The organism is Pseudomonas sp. C1C7 (assembly GCF_013359595.1).
Taxonomy (GTDB): domain Bacteria; phylum Pseudomonadota; class Gammaproteobacteria; order Pseudomonadales; family Pseudomonadaceae; genus Aquipseudomonas.
In genome coordinates this window covers 92280-108171 of the sequence record NZ_JABFMP010000001.1, presented here as the reverse complement: position 1 = coordinate 108171, position 15892 = coordinate 92280, and the positions used below count along the sequence as shown (strand labels likewise).

Sequence of the window (15892 nt, the reverse complement as noted above, 5' to 3'; positions counted from 1 at the left end):
GGAAAGTCACTATTTACGACTGGTTTCGCCGGCGTATCAGTTGTAGTTGGTGCCGCTGGCGCGGGTGGTGTTGCGGGTAATAACAACGGGGGGGCTGGAGGGGCGTCGAGCTTCGGCTCGCTGCTATCGGCCCCTGGGGGAAAACCGGGTAATGGGTCTGCAGCTTTTGCCTCAAACACTGGCGTTGGCGGTAGCGGCGTAAGCGATCCACCCGTAGGCGCGAATATTGTTGGATTTAGCGGACCCGGATCAGAAGCTTCTACGATATTGCCTACTGCTATTTTCAGGCCATCCTCGGGCGCTGGTAACCCATTAGGCAGTGGCGGAGTTAGGCCTTCGTCGGCTACTCCCGGCGCTATTTCAGGAACTGGATATGGTTCTGGCCCATCCGGAACATTCGCTGGAATAAGTACTGCGGCGCAGCCTGGCGCTACCGGTCAACCTGGTGTTGTTATCGTATATGAGTACTCATAATGAAGACCTACGCACGGATCTATGATGGTCATGTTGTCGAGATATTTTCGACTGATGGAAATATCGCTGAAATGTTCCATTCATCGTTTGTTTGGGTAGATGTTTCCGAAGAAGAAATCTCACCCGAGTATGGCTGGGTAGCCGTCGAGAACGATGGGGGTTGGGATTTTTCTGAATATGTAACGCCTCCGCCAACTGATGCGCAGTTAAAAGCAGAGGTTTTGGCCCAGAGAGACGCTTACATAATGGCAGCTAACGAAGCCACAATGGGAATGGCTGACGCCTACATCGCTGGAATTCTGAACGAGGCCGACACGGCTAGGTTCAAATTGTTTGCAGCGTATAAGCTTTCACTGAGTAAAATTACTCAGCAGCCTGGATTTCCGGCCACGATAAGTTGGCCGGAAATGCCTGGTTAGTGAATCAGGTCAGAGTCCACTATTTTCTTTGCTACAATCTTGGCGCCCTCAGTTGTCAAATGGCCGTAATCCCAAGTCGTGAGATTTGAGGGCGTCTCCCCTGTATACGTAATACATCCTTCGCTATCGCAAAGTGCATCATAAACGGCAATGAGTGAAGCTTTTGTTTTGGGAATCAGTTCTCTGAATTGGTCGTCGATAGTCTTCGTTTCAGGATTCAAACCGGCTGACATTTTGCGCGGGATGCGGTGAACAAAATCACTCTTCCAAGCATTGAAAACGAGATTCGGTAATGGGAGCTTCCATTCTGGCGATGGGCCCAATACGACTATATTCTTCACGCCAGCTTCCGATATCGCGTCGATAGTATGGATCAGCTTTTGCTGGGCATCAGAACCTGTAGACCAATCCACACCATAACGACCCCAAGCGCCGAACAATATTACCGTACTTGGACTCGAGTCCTTAAGCCTAGAAAGTACGTAATTATTACTGTTCGTGCATACCGGTCCAGCGAAATCGAGTATAGGCGGACAAGAGCTTCTAGTTGTTTGAAGTAAGCGAACGCGCTTATCAACAACCGATGCTAACCCGGGATAAAGTCTAGCGGCGTGTGAATCACCCCAGATGAGCACTCTTTCATTTCCATTTTTTACATCAGCTTCCAAACATTTTGGAGCGAAGCCGTCATATGGCGCGGTGATCGAGATCCAGCATTCAGGGTTGCGCGCATCCTTTAAGAATTCATACTTGAAATCCGCAATCTCTTTTATTTCGGCAGGAAATCTAGAAGGTATTCCATTCAGCTTGAATGTTGCGAAACCTCCCGCAGCAATGCCTGCCATTGCTAGAGTTAGAATTACCGCTACTTTTCTTGGGCTGGCTCTACGCCGGATAAATTTTTCGACGAAATGATATGTGATCCATGCTAATAAAATGGCGGCAGCGACCGCGAGCCCTCTCGCCAATGCGCTCGGTGGCTCGCTGCTCAAGATCCGTTGGAACGTCAAAAGCGGCCAGTGCCACAGATAAAGCGGGAAGCTGATAAGTCCGACCCAAACCATCAGCCTACTCGATAGCACGCTTCTGTTGAGCCAAGCGAAAGGCCCGGCAGCAATGATCAGTGCAGCGCCAATGGTTGGTAGCAGCGCCCACCAGCCCGGGAACAGATTGCTCTTCGAAGTCAGGGCGAAGCCTGCAACGAGTAAAAACAGCCCCGTCATTGACAACGTATTTCGAATGGCTGGCGTACTCGCGTCTCTCCATTCGGGTTTGCGCAGTGACATGTAGGCCAGGAGTGATCCTACCAGTAACTCCCAAAAGCGAGTCTGTGGCGAATAGAAGGTTGCGACAGGGTCGGCTTGAACGCTCATAACATTGAGCGTGAAGGAGATGGCCCCCACCAGGGCAATCGAAATCAGTGCATTGATCTTGCCTTTCCAGGCGACCCAGACCAAGAGTGGCCAAATCAGATAGAACTGCTCTTCAATCCCGAGCGACCACAGGTGCAATAGCAACTTGGTCTCGGCGCTGTTATCGAAGTAGCCGGATTCACCCAGCAAAACGAAATTCGATACGAACGCGGCCCCGCCAGCCATGTGTTTTCCGAGTTGCGTATATTCGTCAGTGAGTAGGCTGAACCAGCCAAAGGCCCAAGTTGCGGTCAGCATGACTAACAGCGCAGGGAAAATCCGGTTAACACGCCGGATGTAAAAGTCCGTGAAGCTGAAGCTATTTCTGTCAATGCTGCCGAAAATGATGCTGGAAATCAGGAAGCCTGAAATAACAAAAAACACGTCAACGCCTATGAATCCACCTTGAATCAGGGATGGAAAAGCGTGGAACGCGACCACAGATAGGACCGCGATGGCTCGTAGACCGTCGATATCCGGACGATACTTTGGATGGCTTAGCTGTTTTTTGATCGCCGGCTGCGGCGCTTCAGATAAGGCAGTCATATTTGGTGCTTGATCCGTTTGATTAAAACGCCGTGCTTGGGCGCCGAGCATCGTACCAGCACCACAAACCTTTCCCGCCATCGAGCGGGTATTTTTTTGCCTGGAGAAAAATGATGCCCATCACCCGGCAGCAACTGCTGCAGATCCTTCCGAACGCCGGCGCCAAAGCCGGCGTTTTTGTTGCGGTGCTCAACACCGCCATGCAGCGCTATCAGATCGTTGGGTCCAAGCGGGTCGCCGCCTTCCTTGCGCAGATCGGCCACGAGTCCGGTCACCTGATCTACGTCCGCGAGATTTGGGGGCCGACCTTGGCCCAGCGCGGTTACGAAGGCCGCAAGGATCTGGGCAACCTTGCACCCGGAGATGGCTTTCGCTACCGCGGCCGCGGCCTGATCCAGATCACTGGGCGGACCAACTACGCCGCCTGTGGCGAGGCGCTCGGGGTTGACCTGGTGAATCAGCCGGAGCTGCTTGAGCAGCCGCAGTACGCCTGCCTGTCGGCCGCATGGTTTTGGGCGACCAAGGGCCTGAACACTCTGGCCGATGCAGGTGAATTCAATAGCATCACCCGGCGAATCAATGGTGGGTTGAACGGTTTGCAGGACCGGCTCGAGATTTGGGGCCGGGCGCGGGCGGTGCTGGTGTGACCGCTGTTCCGTGGAAGGTGGTCGGCGCGCTGGCGATGGTACTGATTGGCGCCGTCAGTGCTTGGCAGATCCAGGTCTGGCGCTACACGGCGCAGCTCTCCGAGCAATCGCGCCTGCACACCGATACCCTCAACCAGCTGTCCATGGTCGGCGCCGCAGCGCAGAAGGCCGAGCAGGACAAGCACTTGGCGCTCGCGCAGAAGCTGTCTGCCAGCGAGAAATCCCACTTCGAGAAAATGACCAATGCTGAAAAAGACCAGGCACGCCTGCGCGATCGCCTTGCCACTGCTGATTTGCGGCTGTCAGTCATCCCTGCCCAGGGTTCAGCCGGTGGCTGTTCAGTGCCTGCCACCGCCGGCGCCGGCGGCGTGGTTCATGCAGCAGTTCGAGCCGAACTTGACCCAGCGCATGCTCAACGAATTGTCGCCATCACCGATGAAGGCGATCGGGCAGTGATTGCGCTGGCAGCGTGCCAAGCCTACGTTCGAACTATTGGCTCTCGCGTTCCTGTTTCTCCCTGAGCAGCCGCTGATTCTCATGAAACAGGTGATCCCGTTGGTCAGCAATCAGCCGTAAGCTCTGAACTCTACCTTTCAGATCCGAAGCCTCATCGTTGAGTCGCTCGATAGTGTCCAGGGCTTGTTTGAGTTCAGCCTCAGCTTTACCAGCACCTGCCGACAGCTCATCGTTCATTTGCACCAGCTTGAAGATCTTTTCCCGAGCCTGGCGCAGCTGCAGGTTCAGTTCTTCAAACTCGTTCTCATACATCTGGAGCTGGTGTCGGCAGGTTTCGAGAGGGGTCGGACAGCCGAGCCAGTCGTCGGTGTCTTCGATTTCAATCGGGTCCATGGGTAGGCCTTACGGGTACTGTTTTTATATACAGTAATCGAGGCGCGAGTTTTTCGCGAGGGCGAGGCGACGGGGAGGTGACTGGAGGGTTGGTGTACGGTCGGGAGAACCCGAAAGGAGGGGAAAAAGCTGTCTAAAACTACCTCGACCTTGCGCCATTTCATTGGGCCGAAAGGCGCCTATGTCTGGTTAGAGTTTTAGACAGTAAGCAATGCATACCCTTGATGGGCGTGGCCTGCGGTCGATTTCCGTATGTACTGCTGCATCAGTGGGGTGTGGGCAGGCCTGGCCCCGTTCAGCGACGTTGCTGAAATGTCGCTGAAGCCTGTATGAATCGACATGAATCCACAACAATGTTCAGCAACATTCCAAGGCCCAGATGCAACGAAACCCGCACTGGGCGGGCTTCGGTGGTGTCTCTAATGGTGGAGCCGGGGGGATTTGAACCCCCTGTCGGCTCAAGGCAGGGATGGTAATGACAAGTTCGAGCCATGCCCCAGGTAAACCCAGGCAGCGATTGCGAAAGCGATCATGCCGATCCAGAAGGCAACAACTCCTGTAAGTCCTGCCGCCCAGGCCCAGCGATCCCACCAGATTGAGATGCTCCAGTCGGAGCCATCTTCAACTTCTTCTCGCCACCGCTCGCCAATCGCGTAGTCGCGAGCCAGGATGAGCAGCAGCGCCAAAGAGAATAGAATGATCGCAGTAGTCAGGCTTACCCACGCCCACCTGGCCGGCTCGAACACGCTGGCTGCCAGGCCGGGCTTGTTTGAAAAGAACGCAGAGCAGGTAGCAAGTGCACCACCACTCAGAACGAAGAGCAGCTTGATGACCTCAAGGGCGTACTTGAGGGTTTCCTTTTGATGATTGTCGTGACGGCCAACTTCTTCACTATCCCACGGAGCTTCATTGCTCATTTTCTTCCCCAAAACGCAACCGTTTGCACCAATGTTTATTGGATTCTAAAGAGTCTCAAAAGTAGCTTATTTTATGGCTGATTTGTAGCTCAAGACCTTGATTATAAAGGCCTTTGACGATTCCTATGCGGCATCCCAGGCTTTGATGCCGAAAAGGTGCAACGTTTTGCTTGCAACGGTCAAGGAATCGCCCCCTTTACAGGTGCTGGAGAAAAAAGGTGACGGATTATGCCATGACCGGACGGTTTCGCGGCGCTCCAGGTCGAATTGCCTCCGTTTTACCTGTGGGAGCGGGCTTGCAGTGTTACAGGGTTGCCGTGTGCGACATAGGTGCAAGGGCCATGCGCAGTCTATGCGTCTAATATGGCACTTCAACGCTGTCGATCACCCGGGGAACCCCGCGTTATGCAAACCGCTTACACCGTCCTGATCCTTTTGATGCTGGTGGGCGTTTCGCGCCTGATCGGACGGGTGGTGCCGCTGCCGTTGCCCTTGGTGCAGATCGCTGCGGGCGCCTTGCTCGCCTGGCCGACGCTGGGGCTGCACGTGGCGCTGGATCCCGAGCTGTTCCTTTTCCTGTTTTTGCCACCGCTGCTGTTTTCCGATGGCTGGCGCATGCCCAAGCGCGAGTTCTGGCGCCTGCGCGGGCCGATCTTGACGCTGGCTGTGGGCCTGGTGCTGTTTACCGTGGTCGGCGCCGGCTACTTCATTCACTGGCTGTTGCCGAGCATTGCGCTGCCGGTGGCCTTCGCCCTGGCGGCCGTGTTGTCCCCGACCGACGCCGTGGCGGTGTCGGCGATCGCCCAGAACCGTCTGCCCACGCCCCTGATGCACATGTTGCAGGGCGAGGCGCTGATGAACGATGCCTCGGGCCTGGTGACCTTCAAGTTCGCGCTGGTGGCGGCGGTGACCGGCGTGTTCTCCCTGGCCAACGCCAGCATGACCTTCGTGCTGGTGGCCGTCGGCGGGCTGGCCATCGGTGTGGCTCTGAGCTGGCTGGTCGGGCGTTTGCGTTCCTGGATGATCGCCAGGGGCTGGGATGATCCGGCCACCCACGTGGTGTTCATGTTACTGCTGCCGTTTGCCGCGTATGTGCTGGCCGAGCGCGTGGGGGCATCGGGCATTCTGTCGGCGGTGGCGGCGGGGATGATGCAGAGTTGGCTCGATCTGCTGCCGCGCCAGACCAATACCCGTCTGCTCAATCGAAGCGTCTGGTCGTTGCTCGAATTCGCTTTCAACGGACTGATCTTTCTCCTCCTCGGTTTGCAACTTCCCGACATCATTAAAGCGGTGGCCAGCCACGAAGATTCGCTATGGCCGACACTGCTGTATCGCGGTTTCGACGTGCTGGCGATCTTCCTGGTGCTGCTGGTGTTGCGGTTTGTCTGGGTACAGAGCACCTGGCGCCTGTCCATCTTTGTGCGGCGCTGTCGTGGAAAAGAGGACATCACCCAGGTGCCGAACGCGCGTTCCTGCTGGCTGCTGACTGTCGGCGGTGTGCGCGGCGCGGTGACTTTGGCGGGTGTGATGTCAGTGCCGATGCTGATGGGCGCCAGTGCCTTTCCCGAGCGCGACCTGCTGATCTTCATCGCCGCGGGGGTGATCCTGCTGTCGTTGATCGCGGCGTGCATCGTCTTGCCGTTGCTGCTGCGCGGTATCGAGGCAAGCCCCGACGACAAGCGCCGCAACGAAGTGCGAGAGGCCTGGCGCAAGACGGCGGAGGCAGCGATTCACGCTCTGGAAACCGAAGAGGTCAATCCGCAGGATGCCGCCCAGGCGGCGCTGGCGGCCGAACTCAAGGCGCAGATCATGTCCGAGTACCGGCATCAGCTTGAGGTGTTCAACGACTCCGCCGAAGCCCAGGCCCTGGCGTTTCAGATGGATCTGCTGGAACGGCGATTGCGGTTGAAGGCGCTACGGGCGCAGCGTCTGGAGTTGTACAGCCTTAGTCGGCATCACCAGATTGGTGATGATGTGTTGCGAGAGGTGCTGGGGGAGCTGGATTTGAGCGAGGCGAAGCTGGGGCAGGTCAAATAACACGTCCCCCTGTAGGTGCGAGCACGCTCGCGATGAACGACAGAACACCGCGGGGTGTCAGGCCGCCAGCGTTGTCGTTGGCGACCATCGCGAGCGTGCTCGCTCCTGCAGGGGAAGCGGGGTTATTTACGGCGCTGGATGAAATCGCGGATCCGCTCTGCCGCTTCCACGCATTCGGCCAACGGCGCAACCAGCGCCATGCGCACACGCCCGGCGCCCGGGTTCACGCCATCGACATCCCGGGACAGGTAGGAACCCGGCACCACGGTCACGTGCTCCTGTTCGAACAGGTCGCGGCAGAAGGCTGCGTCGTCACCGGCCACGTTCGGCCACAGGTAGAAGCTGCCGTCCGGGCGCTGCACGTCCAGCACCGGGCTGAGGATTTCCAGCACCGCGTCGAACTTCTCGCGATACAGCGCACGGTTGGCGCGCACGTGCACTTCGTCGTTCCAGGCGGCAACGCTGGCCAGTTGCGTCTGAACCGGCATCGCGCAGCCGTGGTAGGTGCGATAGAGCAGGAAGCCCTTGAGCACCTCCGCATCACCGGCGACAAAGCCCGAACGCAGGCCCGGCAGGTTGGAGCGTTTGGACAGGCTGTGGAACACCACGCAGCGCTTGAAGTCCTTGCGACCCAGTTCCGCGCAGGCGCTGAGCAGGCCCGGCGGCGGGGTTTGTTCGTCGAAATACAGCTCGCTGTAGCACTCGTCCGCAGCGATCACGAAGTCATGTTCGTCGGCCAGGGCGATCAGCTTTTTCAGGGTTTCGACCGGGATCAGTGCACCGGTCGGGTTGCCCGGCGAGCACAGGAAGAGGATCTGGCAACGCTTCCAGATGTCCGGCGAAACCGCGTCGAAATCCGGGTTGAAGCCGTTCGCGTCCAGGCACGGCAGGTAGTGCGGCTGGGCGCCGGCGAGGAACGCTGCACCTTCGTAGATCTGATAGAACGGGTTCGGGCTGACGATCAGCGCATCGTCACCACGGTTGACCACGGTCTGGGTGAACGCGAACAGCGCTTCGCGGGTGCCGTTGACCGGCAGCACGTTGCGCGCCGGGTCGATCCAGCCGGTCGGGACGTTGAAACGACGTTCGCACCAGGCAGTGATCGACTCGCGCAGTTCCGGGATGCCGAGGGTGGTCGGGTACACCGCCATCTTTTCCAGATTGCTGGCCAGGGCTTCGGCAACGAACGTCGGCGAGCGGTGTTTCGGCTCGCCGATGGACAGCGCGATCGGACGCTTGTCCGGATTGGGCGTGACGCTGCCGAGCAGGGCGCGGAGTTTCTCGAACGGGTAGGGCTGCAGCTGGGACAAAGCGTTGTTCATGGGGGCCTCATTTAAAGCGGGACAGTCTTTGTGGCGAGGGGGCTGTTCCCACAGGGAGAAATTTTAAGTCAGATGCTGATGCGCGACAGTTTGATATCCGGTTCCATATTGACGCTCAGTTGCTCGACGATCGCATCCTGCAGGCGGCTGCACAGCTGCGGGTCGGACAACGGCTGGTTGTTGGCGTCGGTGATGAAGAACACGTCTTCCACGCGTTCGCCCAAGGTGGCGATCTTGGCGTTCTGCAGTGACAGGTCGAACTCCAGGAAGATTGTCCCGACCCGTGCCAGCAGGCCCGGGCGGTCGGGGGCGGTCAGTTCCAGGATGGTCACCGGGCGCTGCGCGTCGTTGTGGATCGTCACCTGCGGGGCGAAGGCGAAATGCTTGAGCTGGCGCGGCACCCGACGCTGAATGATGGTCGGGTAGTCGTCCGGGTTGCGCAGGGCTTCGGTCAGGCCGTCGCGGATCTGCTTGACCCGTGCCGGGTTATCGCCGATCGAGTCGCCGTCGGTATCGAGTACGATGTAGGTGTCGAGGGTGAACTGGCTGCTGGAGGTGATGACTCGGGCGTCGTGAATGTTCAGGTTCAGCTGGTCCATCGCAGCCACGGTCACGGCAAAGAAGTCGTGCTGGTCCGGGGCATAGATGAAGATCTGCGTGCCGCCCTCGAACTCCCGTTGCGTGGTTTCCTTGATCAGCACCAGCGGTCCGCCGTCGGCTGGCTGCTGCAGGATCGCGTCGGTGTGCCAGGCGACATCGCCAGCGGTGTGACGCAGGAAATAGTCATCACCCAATTGCGCCCACAGTTGCTCGACATCGTCCGGATCGGTACCGCCGCGCGCCAGGATATCCAGGGCCGCGCTCTGGGTCTGGCGGATTTGTTCTTCGCGATCCACGGGGTTTTCCAGGCCGCGACGCAGTGCGCGCTTGGTCTCGGTGTAGAGCTGGCGCAGCAGGCTGGCGCGCCAGGAGTTCCACAGCGTCGGGTTGGTCGCGTTGATGTCGGAGACGGTCAGCACATAGAGGTAATCGAGGTGCGTTTCGTCGCCGACGATCTGGGCGAAATCGTGAATCACCTGCGGGTCGGACAAGTCCTTGCGCTGGGCGGTGGTCGACATCACCAGATGGTTCTGCACCAGCCAGACGATCAGACGGCTGTCCCAGACGGGAAGCTGATGGCGCTGGCAGAACGCCTCGGCATCCACCGCACCGATTTCCGAGTGATCGCCATGCCGGCCCTTGCCGATGTCGTGGTACAGGCCGGCCAGATAGATCAATTCCGGCTTGGGCAACTTGCCCATGAGCTTGCTGGCCAGCGGGAATTTTTCCGACACCTGGGTGTACTGCAGCTTACGCAGGTGCTTGATCAGGTTCAGGGTGTGCGCATCGACGGTATAGATGTGGAACAGGTCGTGCTGCATCTGCCCGACGATGAAACCGAACTCCGGCAGGTAACGGCCGAGAATGCCGTAACGGTTCATCCGGCGCAGGTTGCGATGGATGCCGATCTTGCACTTGAACAGTTCGATGAACAGGCTGGTGTTGCGAATGTCATTGCGGAAATCGTCGTCGATCAGGTGACGATTTTCCCGCAGCAGGCGAATGGTGTCGGCGCGTACGCCTTTGATTTCCGGCTGCTGGGCCATCAGCACGAAGATTTCCAGCATGGCAAACGGCGTGCGGCGGAACACGTTGTCGCTGCGCGCCTCGATATAGCCGTCGTGCAGCTGGAATCGCGAGTTGATCGGCTGTGGCGGCGACTCGTCTTCCGGGGCGAGGATGACTTCCTCGAAGTGCTGGATGATCAGGTCGCTGAGCTGGGCGATGCTCATGACCACCCGGTAGTACTGCTGCATGAAGTTTTCGACGGCCTGTTTGGCGTCGTCGCCTTCGAACCCCAGCAGCTTGGCGATGGTGCGCTGGTGATCGAACAACAGGCGATCTTCACAGCGCCCGGCCAGCATGTGCAGGGCGTAGCGTACTTTCCACAGGAATTCCTGGGATGAAGCCAGCAGGGCGTTTTCGCTCTCTACCAGGAAACCTTCGCCGGCCAGTGCCCGCAGGTTCAGGGTGCCGTACTCGCGACGGGCGACCCAGAGAATCGTCTGGATATCCCGCAGACCGCCGGGCGAGCCCTTGACGTTGGGTTCCAGGTTGTACTCGGTGTCGAAGTACTTGTGATGGCGGGCCTTCTGTTCGGCGTGCTTGGCGAGGAAGAACTCCTTGCTCGGCCACATGTGCGCCGTGCTGGTGACATCCAGCATGCGCTGGCGAAGGTGTTCGGGGCCGGCGATGGTGCGGCTTTCCATCAGGTTGGTGATCACCGTCAGGTCGGCGCGGGCCTCGATGGCGCATTCATCGACGGAGCGAACGCTCTGACCGACTTCCAGGCCGATGTCCCACAACAGCGTCAGAAAACGCTCGATGGAATCGCGGAAAACTTCGTGGTCGGCGCTGTCCAGCAGGATCAGCAGATCAATGTCGGAGTAGGGGTGCAGCTCGCCACGGCCGTAGCCGCCGACCGCGACCAGCGCGATGTCGGCGTCTTGGCTCCAGTTGAACTGGTCCCAGGCCTTTTGCAGGATGTTGTCGACGAACCAGGCGCGATCCTCGATCAACCGGCGAATGTCGCGGCCGTTGCGAAAGCGCGTGTCGAGCACTTCCCGTGCCTGACGGATCGCCTTCTTGAAAGCCGAAATCGGGCTTGCCTTCAGGGCCAGCTCAGCCTGGAACTGGCCGCGGTCGAAAAGTTCGGGGTCCACCTGCGGCATCGATTGGCTTTCCTGTCTATTAAAGGCTGTGGGTCCGGGTCAGGCAGAAACGCGGGGAATGGTGTCGTCGCTGCGCAGGGTGAAGATCTCGTAACCGGTTTCGGTGACCAGCAGGGTGTGTTCCCACTGGGCCGACAGCTTGCGGTCCTTGGTGATCGCGGTCCAGCCATCGCCCAGTACCTTGGTATCGGCGCGGCCCTGGTTGATCATCGGCTCGATGGTGAAGGTCATGCCAGCCTTCAGTTCCATGCCGGTGCCGGCGCGGCCGTAGTGCAGGACTTGCGGCTCTTCGTGGAACACCTTGCCGATACCGTGGCCGCAGAACTCGCGCACCACCGAGAAACCGTTCTTTTCGGCGTGCTTCTGGATCACTTCACCGATATCGCCCAGGCGGCAGCCAGGCTTGACCAGCTCGATGGCCTTGTACATGCATTCCTGGGTGACTTGCGACAGGCGTTCGGCCCAGACCGGCACGGTGCCGACGTGGAACATGCGGCTGGTGTCGCCGTGGTAGCCGTCCTTGATGACGGTGACGTCGATGTTCAGGGTGTCGCCATCCTTCAACGGTTTGTCGTTCGGGATGCCGTGGCAGACCACGTGGTTGATCGACGTGCAGATCGACTTCGGGTAGCCCTTGTAGTTGAGCGGGGCAGGGATGGCTTTCTGCTCGTTGACGATATAGTCGTGGCAGATCTGGTTCAGCTGATCGGTGGTCACACCCGGTTTGACATGTTCGGCAATCATTTCCAGCACGTCGGCGGCGAGTTTGCCGGCAACGCGCATTTTGGCGATGTCCTCGGGGGTTTTGAGGGTGACGGTCATACAGGCTCTCTCTCTGCGCTCGACGGCGCTTCTCGAACTGGACGGGCATTGCGCGATCGAACTTCGCAGCCCTGAAAAACGCGATTCTAACAGACGATCAGCGCAAAACAGCGCCTCTGTACATCGCTTCTCTCTATAGAATGGTGCATTCGGGGCCGATTCCAAGGGCTGAAGGGCCATGCCCGCCGGATTTCATAATCCGGGTTCCGTTTTTTTCGGCCCTGTGATATAAAATGCGCCGCTTTCCGGGGATACCCCCGCAAGGCTTAAATCCACACACGTGTCGACACGATGACCTGGGTGCCTTCAGCTGATGCTGACTGGTTGGTCATTGGGATACGTGGAGGCCAAACCCGACTTATTAAGGAACTATCATGTCCCAAGTCAACATGCGCGATATGCTGAAGGCCGGTGTGCACTTCGGTCACCAGACCCGTTACTGGAACCCGAAAATGGGCAAGTACATTTTCGGCGCGCGTAACAAGATCCACATCATCAACCTTGAAAAAACCCTGCCAATGTTCAACGAAGCTCTGACTTTCGTAGAGCGTCTGGCCCAGGGCAAAAACAAGATTCTGTTCGTCGGCACCAAGCGTTCCGCTGGCAAGATCGTTGCTGAACAAGCAGCACGTTGCGGCTCGCCGTACGTCGATCACCGCTGGTTGGGCGGCATGCTGACCAACTTCAAAACCATCCGTGCTTCCATCAAGCGTCTGCGTGACCTTGAAGTACAAGCCGAAGACGGTACCTTCGCCAAGCTGACCAAGAAAGAAGCGCTGATGCGCTCCCGTGACCTGGAAAAGCTGGACCGCTCCCTGGGCGGTATCAAGGACATGGGCGGTCTGCCAGACGCTCTGTTCGTGATCGACGTTGATCACGAGCGCATCGCGATCACCGAAGCCAACAAGCTGGGCATCCCGGTCATCGGCGTTGTCGATACCAACAGCAGCCCGGAAGGCGTTGACTACATCATCCCAGGTAACGATGACGCCATCCGCGCAATCGAGCTGTACATGGGGTCGATGGCTGACGCTGTTATCCGTGGTCGCAACAACGTTGCTGGCGGCACCGAAGTTTTCGTTGAAGAAGCTCCGGCAGCTGCAGCTGAGTAATTGACGCCCTGGCGTTGACTCGGTAAGCAAAAAGGGGGCTTGGCCCCCTTTTTGCCACCTTGAAAACCGTTTGTCGGCGCCCACTGCCTTATTTGTAACGTGCGGCAGCTAACAAGGTCTTTCGGGAAGAATTGAACGCCCGTTCGATCGGGTGGAATGGTTGAAAACCTATCCAAGAGGAATTTGAAATGGCAGCAATTACTGCGGCGCTGGTCAAAGAACTGCGCGAGCGTACCGGCGAAGGCATGATGGATTGCAAAAAGGCCCTGGAAAAGGCCGGCGGCGACATCGAAAAAGCCATTGATGACATGCGTGCTTCGGGCGCCATCAAGGCAGCTAAAAAGGCCGGCAACGTTGCCGCTGAAGGCGCAATCGCCATCAAGGCCGACGACAAGGCAGCCGTGCTGCTGGAAGTGAACTCGCAGACCGACTTCCTGGCTCTGCAAGACGACTTCAAAAACTTCGTCAACGCCAGCGTTGAAAAGGCTTTCGCTGAAAAACTGACCGACGCAGCTCCGCTGATCGCCGCTCAGGAATCGGCTCGTGAAGCCCTGGTTGCCAAAGTTGGCGAAAACGTCAACATCCGTCGCCTGGTTCGTGTTGAAGGTGACGTGGTGGGTACCTACCTGCACGGTAACAAGATCGGTGTTGCTGTTGTCCTGAAGGGCGGCGACGTCCAACTGGCCAAAGAAATCGCCATGCACGTGGCTGCAAGCAACCCTGAATTCCTGCTGCCATCGCAGGTTTCGCCAGAAGCCATCGAGCGCGAGAAGGGCGTCTTCCTGCAACTGAACGAAGACAAGATGAAAGGCAAGCCTGCTGAAATCGTCGAGAAGATGATCGCTGGCCGTATCACCAAGTTCCTGGCCGAAGCCAGCCTGGTTGAACAAGCTTTCGTCATGAACCCGGAGCTGACCGTTGGTGCTCTGGCCAAGAAAGCCGGCGCTGAAATCGTTTCCTTCACCTACTTCAAGGTTGGCGAAGGCATCGAGAAGCCAGTTGACAACTTCGCTGAAGAAGTTGCCGCTCAACTGGCTGCTGCCAAGCAATAAGACGGTTTTTTAACTGTCGCCCTGAAGAGGCTGCCCGCTCACGCGCGCAGCCTCTTTTCAGATGGGGCACCAATTTTTTATTTGGTTTCCGTTTGGAACTGGCTTACAAAGCCATGTTCCGATGGCGCTGAAGCAGCGCCACGCTAGAGTGAACGCTGGCTGAAAACAGCTCGCAAAGAATTTTTAATATACGCCGCAGGAGAGATTCGCAATGGCTCAGCAGGGCAGTGGTTATCAGGCTCGCTATAAACGCATTCTACTCAAACTTAGCGGCGAGGCCCTGATGGGCTCGGAAGAGTTCGGGATCGATCCGAAGGTTCTGGATCGCATGGCGCTGGAAGTCGGCCAGCTGGTTGGCATCGGCGTTCAGGTAGGTCTGGTGATCGGTGGTGGCAACCTGTTTCGCGGTGCGGCGCTGAGCGCGGCCGGCATGGACCGTGTCACCGGCGACCACATGGGCATGCTGGCCACTGTGATGAACGGCCTGGCCATGCGTGATGCGCTGGAACGTGCCAATATCTCCGCGATCGTGATGTCGGCCATTTCCATGGTTGGCGTGACCGATCACTATGATCGCCGCAAGGCCATGCGTCACCTGAACTCCAAGGAAGTCGTGATTTTCGCGGCAGGTACCGGCAACCCGTTCTTCACCACCGATTCGGCCGCCTGCCTGCGTGCGATCGAAATCGACGCCGATGTCGTGCTCAAGGCAACCAAGGTCGATGGCGTCTACACTGCCGACCCGTTCAAAGACCCGCATGCCGAGAAGTTCGATCATCTGACCTACGATGAAGTACTGGATCGCAAGCTGGGTGTGATGGATCTGACGGCCATTTGCCTGTGCCGCGACCACAACATGCCGCTGCGCGTATTTAACATGAACAAACCCGGCGCCCTGCTGAACATCGTGCATGGCGGCGCTGAAGGCACCCTGATCGAGGAAGTTCAACAATGATCAACGAAATCAAGAAAGACGCTAAAGAGCGCATGCAGAAGTCGGTGGAGTCGCTGGCGCACAACTTCGGCCGTATCCGTACCGGCCAGGCGCATCCAAGCATTCTGGAAGGCGTGATGGTGCCGTACTACGGCTCTGACACCCCGATCAAGCAAGTGGCGAACATCACCGTCAAGGACGCCCGTACCCTGCAAGTCGTTGCCTTCGAGCGCAACATGCTGGGCGCCGTCGACAAGGCCATCGGCAGTGCCGGCCTGAACCTCAACCCGACCAACCTGGGCGAGTTGCTGCTGATCACCATGCCGGCCCTGACCGAAGAAACCCGCAAGGGCTTCACCAAGCAGGCTCGTGACGTGGCCGAAGACGCCCGTGTTGCCGTGCGCAACATCCGTCGCGACGCGATCAGCCAGATCAAGGATCTGACCAAGGAAAAGGAAATCAGCGAAGACGAAGAGCGTCGCGCGACTGGCGAAATCGATGATTTGACCAAGAAAGTCGTGGCGCAAATCGACGCCGATCTGGCCGTGAAAGAAAAAGACCTGATGGCCGTATAAGGG

At 58.1% G+C, this 15892-nt stretch carries 14 protein-coding genes; 8 read left to right on the top strand and 6 right to left on the bottom strand.

Annotated elements, in window-relative coordinates; all coding sequences use genetic code 11:
- The first annotated feature begins 473 nt into the window (after nucleotides 1-473).
- Entirely contained in the window at nucleotides 474-893 is a 420-nt protein-coding gene (locus HNO86_RS00530) for a tail fiber assembly protein (RefSeq protein WP_175375076.1), read from the top strand.
- On the opposite strand, the gene HNO86_RS00525 is transcribed toward HNO86_RS00530, so the two are convergent.
- Nucleotides 890-2902: an acyltransferase family protein gene (locus HNO86_RS00525; RefSeq protein WP_175375075.1), complete on the bottom strand. Its 2013-nt coding sequence runs from the start codon at nucleotides 2900-2902 to the stop codon at nucleotides 890-892. The two genes, HNO86_RS00530 and HNO86_RS00525, sit on opposite strands and share 4 nt — an antisense overlap.
- Nucleotides 2903-2964: 62 nt before the next feature.
- On the opposite strand from HNO86_RS00525, the gene HNO86_RS00520 reads away from it, so the two are divergent.
- Nucleotides 2965-3498 (top strand): glycoside hydrolase family 19 protein, encoded by a 534-nt coding sequence (locus tag HNO86_RS00520; protein ID WP_175375286.1) that lies wholly within the window; start codon nucleotides 2965-2967, stop codon nucleotides 3496-3498.
- A gap of 35 nt (nucleotides 3499-3533) precedes the next feature.
- Nucleotides 3534-4019, top strand: a complete 486-nt coding sequence (locus HNO86_RS00515) for a lysis system i-spanin subunit Rz (RefSeq protein WP_175375284.1) — start codon at nucleotides 3534-3536, stop codon at nucleotides 4017-4019.
- Here the strand turns inward: HNO86_RS00515 and HNO86_RS00510 are convergent.
- Both HNO86_RS00510 and HNO86_RS00505 read right to left on the bottom strand, forming a co-directional pair.
- Entirely contained in the window at nucleotides 3988-4347 is a 360-nt protein-coding gene (locus tag HNO86_RS00510; protein WP_178130875.1) for a hypothetical protein, read from the bottom strand. The two genes, HNO86_RS00515 and HNO86_RS00510, sit on opposite strands and share 32 nt — an antisense overlap.
- Before the next feature lie 458 nt (nucleotides 4348-4805).
- Nucleotides 4806-5264 carry a hypothetical protein gene (locus HNO86_RS00505; RefSeq protein ID WP_175375074.1) on the bottom strand — a complete coding sequence of 153 codons (459 nt, stop codon included), beginning with the start codon at nucleotides 5262-5264 and terminating at the stop codon, nucleotides 4806-4808.
- A gap of 405 nt (nucleotides 5265-5669) precedes the next feature.
- On the opposite strand from HNO86_RS00505, the gene HNO86_RS00500 reads away from it, so the two are divergent.
- Nucleotides 5670-7301 (top strand): Na+/H+ antiporter, encoded by a 1632-nt coding sequence (locus HNO86_RS00500; RefSeq protein ID WP_175375073.1) that lies wholly within the window; start codon nucleotides 5670-5672, stop codon nucleotides 7299-7301.
- A 122-nt stretch (nucleotides 7302-7423) separates the two neighbouring features.
- Here HNO86_RS00500 and dapC read toward each other — a convergent pair whose 3' ends face one another.
- The 3 genes from dapC to map form a co-directional block, all read right to left on the bottom strand.
- Nucleotides 7424-8623: a succinyldiaminopimelate transaminase gene (gene dapC, locus HNO86_RS00495; protein ID WP_175375072.1), complete on the bottom strand. Its 1200-nt coding sequence runs from the start codon at nucleotides 8621-8623 to the stop codon at nucleotides 7424-7426.
- A gap of 68 nt (nucleotides 8624-8691) precedes the next feature.
- On the bottom strand, nucleotides 8692-11394 hold the full coding sequence (locus HNO86_RS00490; RefSeq protein ID WP_175375071.1) for a [protein-PII] uridylyltransferase: 2703 nt from the start codon (nucleotides 11392-11394) through the stop codon (nucleotides 8692-8694).
- A gap of 39 nt (nucleotides 11395-11433) precedes the next feature.
- On the bottom strand, nucleotides 11434-12396 hold the full coding sequence (gene map / locus HNO86_RS00485) for a type I methionyl aminopeptidase (RefSeq protein ID WP_256672523.1): 963 nt from the start codon (nucleotides 12394-12396) through the stop codon (nucleotides 11434-11436).
- Between the two features lie 194 nt (nucleotides 12397-12590).
- Here map and rpsB point away from each other — a divergent pair, with 194 nt between their 5' ends.
- The 4 genes from rpsB (at nucleotide 12591) to frr (ending at nucleotide 15889) form a co-directional block, all read left to right on the top strand.
- Nucleotides 12591-13328, top strand: a complete 738-nt coding sequence (rpsB, locus tag HNO86_RS00480) for a 30S ribosomal protein S2 (protein ID WP_175375070.1) — start codon at nucleotides 12591-12593, stop codon at nucleotides 13326-13328.
- Between the two features lie 188 nt (nucleotides 13329-13516).
- Nucleotides 13517-14380 (top strand): translation elongation factor Ts, encoded by an 864-nt coding sequence (gene tsf / locus HNO86_RS00475; RefSeq protein WP_175375069.1) that lies wholly within the window; start codon nucleotides 13517-13519, stop codon nucleotides 14378-14380.
- 211 nt (nucleotides 14381-14591) lie between these two features.
- Nucleotides 14592-15335 (top strand): UMP kinase, encoded by a 744-nt coding sequence (gene pyrH, locus HNO86_RS00470; RefSeq protein ID WP_175375068.1) that lies wholly within the window; start codon nucleotides 14592-14594, stop codon nucleotides 15333-15335.
- Nucleotides 15332-15889 (top strand): ribosome recycling factor, encoded by a 558-nt coding sequence (gene frr / locus HNO86_RS00465; protein WP_175375067.1) that lies wholly within the window; start codon nucleotides 15332-15334, stop codon nucleotides 15887-15889. Before pyrH ends, frr begins: the two co-directional genes overlap by 4 nt.
- Nucleotides 15890-15892 lie beyond the last annotated feature (3 nt).